Here is a 581-nt window from a genome sequence, read left to right as displayed (position 1 = left end):
AACCTCGATTTCCTCCGTGCAACAACGCTCATGTCGAGTCATGGGAGTTCGGCAGGAGCGCGAACGGTCACCCGTCTAAACAGATCCCTCGACCTCGGTCCGTTGATCGAATGCCCTTCTGGCATCTTCGATTTCAGCCAGGTGTATTTGCGCCCACATACCGAGTGCCCGGACGGGCTCGCACAGTGACCGCCCAAGTGCGGTCAATTCGTAATCAACTCGCGGAGGTTTTGTCGGGTAGATGGTACGCGTGACTAAGCCGTCCCGCTCCAGACCGCGCAGCGTGAGCGTCAGCATTCTCTGCGATATCCCGTCCGCCATGCGCTTGATTTCGTTGAAGCGCTTGGAATCGTCCCCGAGGAGGATGACGACCAAAACACTCCACTTGTCGCCGACGCGAGTCAAGATTGTGCTCACTCTCCGACAGTCGTCGTGCGTCGGATGGTGGTGTTCACTGGTCACTTCGATGCGCTCCGGTATCAAGAATATGCCTTCCTGCAAAGTTACCAGAGACGATGACGAAGAGAGCCCCGGATAGGGCGTTCATGTGCCGTATGGACGAGGTGCACCTGCCCGCGGCT

The 581-nt window shown here is 57.8% G+C and carries 1 protein-coding gene; it reads right to left on the bottom strand.

The window, feature by feature from the left end:
- Window positions 1-75: 75 nt before the first annotated feature.
- The gene (locus tag HV675_RS32180; protein ID WP_343056931.1) at window positions 76-405 is read right to left on the bottom strand and encodes a winged helix-turn-helix transcriptional regulator; all 330 of its coding nucleotides are present in this window, start codon (window positions 403-405) and stop codon (window positions 76-78) included.
- Between the last annotated feature and the right edge of the window lie 176 nt (window positions 406-581).

This window comes from Paraburkholderia solisilvae, assembly GCF_902859875.1.
Classification (GTDB): Bacteria; Pseudomonadota; Gammaproteobacteria; order Burkholderiales; family Burkholderiaceae; genus Paraburkholderia; species Paraburkholderia solisilvae.
Note: the sequence above shows the minus strand (reverse complement) of the source record. Positions and strands in the feature narration are given on the sequence as shown.